Origin of the sequence: Streptomyces colwelliae (assembly GCF_048158785.1) — a bacterium.
In the GTDB taxonomy this organism is placed as follows: domain Bacteria; phylum Actinomycetota; class Actinomycetes; order Streptomycetales; family Streptomycetaceae; genus Streptomyces.
The window spans coordinates 1-4,164 of record NZ_JBLTJC010000597.1 but is presented as its reverse complement, the minus strand read 5'-3'; the positions used below and the strand labels follow the sequence as shown (position 1 = coordinate 4,164).

Sequence of the window (4,164 nt, the reverse complement as noted above, 5' to 3'; positions counted from 1 at the left end):
CGCCTGGACGAACAGCGGCCCCACGACGGCCACCAGGACCAGCACGATCAGGACGGCCCAGGACAGCATGGCCGGCCAGGACCGCGCCAGCCGGCGCCGACGCCAGACGGCGAGGACGGTCCCCCCGCCAGCAACTGGTTCGCGCGGACGGCGAGCATCGCCCGCACCTCCCGCGCCGGGAGTTCGTCGCCGATCGCGCCGGCGTGGCTGCGCAGGAGTCGCAGGCCGTGCTCGGCGGCCGCCTCCGTGGGCACGTCCTCGTTCCGGTTGGCGCCGACGCCGGTCGAGCGGCCGTAGACGCGGCCGGTCGCGGCGATCTGGCGGGCCGCGTCCCAGGACTCGGTCGCGCGCTTCATCGCGTCGGTGCCGGGGACCGGCCGGGCGTCCCCGTCGGCGAGCCGGACGACATCGGCGACCCCGAAGCCGACGCCGTCGAGGACGACGAGGTCGGAGTTCCCGGACACCATCGCATCCGGGGCGTCCGCGATCTGAGACGACATATAGCGCCAAACTCCCCTCAATCAGGACACTCGATCTTGCCTGCCGGGCATCCGTTACCTCGGATTAACGCGGAGACATTGACAAACTATTCAGACACCGAGAACTCTGCATGACGTTATACAGCCGGGCAAGGGACAACTCATGATCCAGTTCGACGCGGTCCACAAACGCTTCCCCAACGGCACGACAGCAGTTCACGACCTCTCCCTGGAGATGCCGGAAGGCGGGGTCACCGTACTGGTCGGTTCCTCCGGTTGCGGCAAGACGACCACCCTTCGGATGATCAACCGGATGATCGACCCGACCTCGGGCGTCATCAAGGTCGGCGGCAAGGACGTCACCCAGCAGGACGCGGCCGAACTGCGCCGTTCCATCGGGTACGTCATCCAGCAGTCGGGGCTCTTCCCGCACCGCACGGTGCTGGACAACATCGCCACCGTGCCGCTCCTGCTGGGCCACGGCCGGAAGAAGGCCAGGGCCCGCGCGGCCGAACTGCTGGAGACCGTCGGCCTCGCCGCCGACGCCGGCAAGCGGTACCCGCACCAGCTCTCCGGCGGCCAGCAGCAGCGCGTCGGTGTGGCCCGCGCGCTCGCCGCCGACCCGCCGGTGCTCCTGATGGACGAGCCGTTCGGCGCGGTCGACCCGGTCGTGCGCACCCAGCTCCAGGACGAACTGCTGCGGCTCCAGAAGGAGTTGAACAAGACCATCGTCTTCGTCACGCACGACATCGACGAGGCCGTACGGCTCGGCGACCGCATCGCGATCTTCCGCACCGGCGGTCACCTCGTCCAGTGCGCGGCCCCCGCCGAACTCCTCGCCCGCCCGGCCGACGACTTCGTCGCCGACTTCCTCGGCGCCGAGCGCGGTCTCAAGCTGCTCTCGCTGAAGACCCTCGCCGAGGTCCCACAGGGCCCGGCACCCGAGGGCGGCACCTGGACCCTGGTCGTGGACGAGGCCCGCAAGCCCCTCCACTGGGCGGCCGAGGACGCGGAGATACCCGTACGACCGCTGACGGACGGCGACTCCCTGCTCGCGGCCCTCAACGAGTCCGTCGCCTCCCCGAACGGTCTGATCGCCCGTGTCGACGCGGCCGGCGTCCTCACCGGCGTCTCGTCCCGCGACGACATCCACACCCACGCGGGCCAGGCGCACGCCGAGGCGAGGGTCGCGGCATGACGATCGACTGGTCCTGGATCGGCGACCACACCGACGACCTCACGAGCCTCACGTTCTCGCACCTCCAGGCCGCGATGACCGCCGTCTTCTTCGGCCTGCTGATCTCGCTCCCGCTGGCGGTCGTGGCCCACCGCGTCCGCCCGCTCCGAGGCTTCCTGCTCGGCCTGTCGAACGTCCTGTTCACGATCCCGTCGATCGCGATCTTCGTGCTCCTGCTCCCGATCAGCGGCCTCACCCGCACCACCACCGTGATCGGCCTGACGGTCTACACGCTGGTCGTGCTGCTGCGGAACACGGTCGAGGGCCTCGACTCGGTCCCCGCGAAGACTAAGGAGGCCGCGAAGGCGATGGGCACGCGCCCCCTGCGCACGCTCCTCACCGTCGAACTCCCCCTCGCGCTCCCGGTGATCATGGCGGGCGTCCGTATCGCCACCGTCATGTCGATCTCGCTCGTGTCGGTCGCGACCTACATCGGCGACGGCGGCCTCGGCCAGCTCTTCACCGACGGCTTCCAGCGCGACTTCCCGACGCCGGTGATCGTGGGCGTGGTCCTCACCCTGCTGCTCGCCGTGGTCGCGGACGCGGCCCTGGTCGCCCTCCAGTACGTACTCACCCCGTGGAAGAGGCGGCGAGCCTGATGTTCGAACTCTTCAAGAACCTCGGTACGTGGCTGACCAGCGGCTCCCAGTGGGCCGGTTCGGACGGCATCGCGCACCGCCTCGCCGAGCACCTCCAGTACTCGCTGCTCGCGACCCTCATCGCGGCCGCGATCGGCCTCCCGCTCGGCCTGCTGATCGGCCACACCGGCAAGGGCGCGTTCCTCGCGATCAACCTCGCCTCCTTCGGCCGCGCGCTGCCGACCGTGGGCCTGGTCGTCCTCGTCTTCCTGGCCAGCGGCCTCTCCATGTGGCCGGTGTACATCGCGCTGGTCGCCCTCGCGGTCCCGTCGATCGTGACGAACACCTACGCCGGGATGACGGCCGTAGATCCAGATGTGAAGGACGCGGCACGCGGCCAGGGCATGCGCGGCCACCAGGTCCTCTTCCAGGTCGAGTTGCCCCTCGCGCTCCCCCTGATCATGACCGGCCTGCGCCTCGCCCTCATCCAGGTGGTGGCCACCGCCACGATCGCCGCCTACGTCTCCTTCGGCGGCCTGGGCCGCTACGTCTTCGACGGACTCGCCCAGCGCGACCTCGTGCAGGTGCTCGGCGGGGCGGTGCTCGTCGCGCTCGTCGCCATCGTCCTGGACCTGGGCCTCTCCGCCCTCCAGCGCTTCCTCTTCCGCCACCGAACCGCCTAGGGAAACCGGGAACCCCGAAATGAACCGTCGCACCCTCCTCGGCGCCCTCGCCGGAACGGCCGTCGCCGTCCCCGTCCTGTCCTCCTGCGCGAGCGGTGTCACCTCGCTGGACGGCGGGGGCTCAGCCGGCGGTGGCAGCGCCTCCAGCAAGAACGGCGTCACCATCGGCACCGCCAACTTCACCGAGAACCAGGTCCTCGGCTACCTCTACGCCGCCGCCCTCGAAGCGGCCGGCGTGAAGGTCAAGGTCCGCCCCAACCTCGGCACCCGCGAGATCGTCTTCCCCGCCCTCAAGAGCGGCGACATCGACCTCCTCCCCGAGTACCAGGGCTCCCTGCTCACCTACCTCCAGCCCAAGTCCAAGGTCGCGGAGGCGGGCGAGATGCAGAACGCCCTCACCCTCGCCCTCCCCTCGGGCCTCCAGGTCCTGCCCTACGGCATCGCCGAGGACGCGGACTGCTTCGTCGTCACCCGCGAGACCGCCAAGAAGTACGGCCTGGCCACGCTGGCCGACCTGGCGAAGCACAACGGCAAGCTCGTCATCGGCGCCTCCGCCGAGGTGAAGACCCGTCAGGTGGGCGTCGTAGGACTGAAGGACGTGTACGGCGTGGAGTTCAAGGAGTTCAAGTCCCTTGATTCCGACGGGCCGTTGGTGAAGGGCGCGCTGAAGAAGGGCGATGTGGACGTGGCGAACCTGTTCACCACCGACACCGACATCAAGGCCAACGACTGGGTGGTCCTGAGCGACCCCAAGACCCTGATCCCCAGCCAGCACATCGTCCCGCTCATCGCCGACCGCGTGGCCGACCCCACGGTCCGCAAGGCGCTCGCCCGCCTGGGCAACCTCCTCACCACGGCCCAGCTCACCGAGCTGAACCGCCAGGTGGACAAGGACAAGAAGGACCCGGAGGACGTGGCGAACACGTACGCGAAGCAGCACGGCATCACGAAGTAGTCGCCGGGCGAAGTAGTCGCCGGGCGAAGTAATGACCGGTCGATGATCTGACGACGAATCACCCAAGCGTCGTTAAATCGGCACTCTAGGTAACTAGGCACATGCGTAGGGTGATTTCACGCTCACCACCTGAGGAAACGCATGGCCTCGAACCGCAGGGCCTTCCTGACGGCCACCGCCGCCGGCGCGCTGGCCGCCACCCCCACGACCGCCACCGCCACCGCCACCGGCC

Annotated in this window: 4 protein-coding genes and 1 pseudogene; 4 read left to right on the top strand and 1 reads right to left on the bottom strand. The window is 69.4% G+C overall.

What is annotated here, in order from left to right:
* Positions 1 to 119 precede the first annotated feature (119 nt).
* Positions 120 to 500: pseudogene (locus tag ACNFOC_RS51585) on the bottom strand (aromatic amino acid lyase); the annotation flags it as partial.
* A 142-nt stretch (positions 501 to 642) separates the two neighbouring features.
* On the opposite strand from ACNFOC_RS51585, the gene ACNFOC_RS51580 reads away from it, so the two are divergent.
* The 4 genes from ACNFOC_RS51580 to ACNFOC_RS51565 are packed head-to-tail and all read left to right on the top strand — an operon-like array spanning position 643 to position 3,932.
* Entirely contained in the window at positions 643 to 1,677 is a 1,035-nt protein-coding gene (locus ACNFOC_RS51580; protein ID WP_416965899.1) for an ABC transporter ATP-binding protein, read from the top strand.
* On the top strand, positions 1,674 to 2,315 hold the full coding sequence (locus ACNFOC_RS51575; RefSeq protein ID WP_416965898.1) for an ABC transporter permease: 642 nt from the start codon (positions 1,674 to 1,676) through the stop codon (positions 2,313 to 2,315). The genes ACNFOC_RS51580 and ACNFOC_RS51575 overlap by 4 nt, the downstream gene beginning before the upstream one ends.
* Positions 2,315 to 2,977 carry an ABC transporter permease gene (locus tag ACNFOC_RS51570; RefSeq protein ID WP_416965897.1) on the top strand — a complete coding sequence of 221 codons (663 nt, stop codon included), beginning with the start codon at positions 2,315 to 2,317 and terminating at the stop codon, positions 2,975 to 2,977. The genes ACNFOC_RS51575 and ACNFOC_RS51570 overlap by 1 nt, the downstream gene beginning before the upstream one ends.
* 19 nt (positions 2,978 to 2,996) lie before the next feature.
* Positions 2,997 to 3,932, top strand: coding sequence for an ABC transporter substrate-binding protein (locus ACNFOC_RS51565; RefSeq protein ID WP_416965896.1), 936 nt, complete (start codon positions 2,997 to 2,999; stop codon positions 3,930 to 3,932).
* Positions 3,933 to 4,164: the final 232 nt, after the last annotated feature.

Excerpts from the sequence above, each read along its gene's own strand:
- ACNFOC_RS51570 (WP_416965897.1), top strand. The coding sequence starts at position 2,315 with ATGTTCGAACTCTTCAAGAACCTCGGTACGTGGCTGACCAGCGGCTCC.
- ACNFOC_RS51565 (WP_416965896.1), top strand. The coding sequence starts at position 2,997 with ATGAACCGTCGCACCCTCCTCGGCGCCCTCGCCGGAACGGCCGTCGCC.
- ACNFOC_RS51575 (WP_416965898.1), top strand. The coding sequence starts at position 1,674 with ATGACGATCGACTGGTCCTGGATCGGCGACCACACCGACGACCTCACG.
- ACNFOC_RS51580 (WP_416965899.1), top strand. The coding sequence starts at position 643 with ATGATCCAGTTCGACGCGGTCCACAAACGCTTCCCCAACGGCACGACA.